At 66.5% G+C, this 517-nt stretch carries 1 protein-coding gene; it reads right to left on the reverse strand.

Features of this window, described 5'->3' with window-relative positions:
- Positions 1–463, reverse strand: a 463-nt coding sequence (locus tag DAT37_RS12845; RefSeq protein ID WP_157978470.1) for an ABC transporter permease, incomplete at its 3' end; no start/stop codon positions are given.
- Positions 464–517: the final 54 nt, after the last annotated feature.

The raw sequence follows: 517 nt of genomic DNA on the forward strand, positions 1-517 counted from the left end.
GCACCACCCTCGCGAAGATCACCCACCTGGTCACGGCCAGCGCGATGACGACGTTCAGCAGGCTGGGCCCCAGTACCCCGGCCAACAGGATCGCCAGCAGGATGCTGGGGAAGGCCAGCTGGATGTCACCGATGCGGGAGATGATCGAGTCGATCCAGCCGCCGTAGTACCCGGCGAGCAGACCCAGCACCAGTCCGACCAAGCCGCCCACGACCACCACCGTGATCGCCACGAGCAGTGAGATCCGGGCGCCGGCGACGAACTGGGCGAACACGTCCCTGCCGTTCTGATCGGTACCCAGCAGCGCGACGCTGCCGTCGGAGAGCGTGCTGCCCGGCGGCAGCAGACGATCGATGACGCGGGTGCTGACGCTGTCGTACGGCACGACGAGCGGCCCGAACACCGCGAGCAGCGCGAAGAGGAGCAGCACTCCACCCGCGATCTTGGCGGCCATGGACCTCATACGGTCTCCAAGGTGATTCTCGGATCGAGGTAGAAGTACAGGACGTCCACCAGC

The organism is Nocardia aurea, from assembly GCF_003123685.1.
GTDB lineage: Bacteria > Actinomycetota > Actinomycetes > Mycobacteriales > Mycobacteriaceae > Nocardia > Nocardia aurea.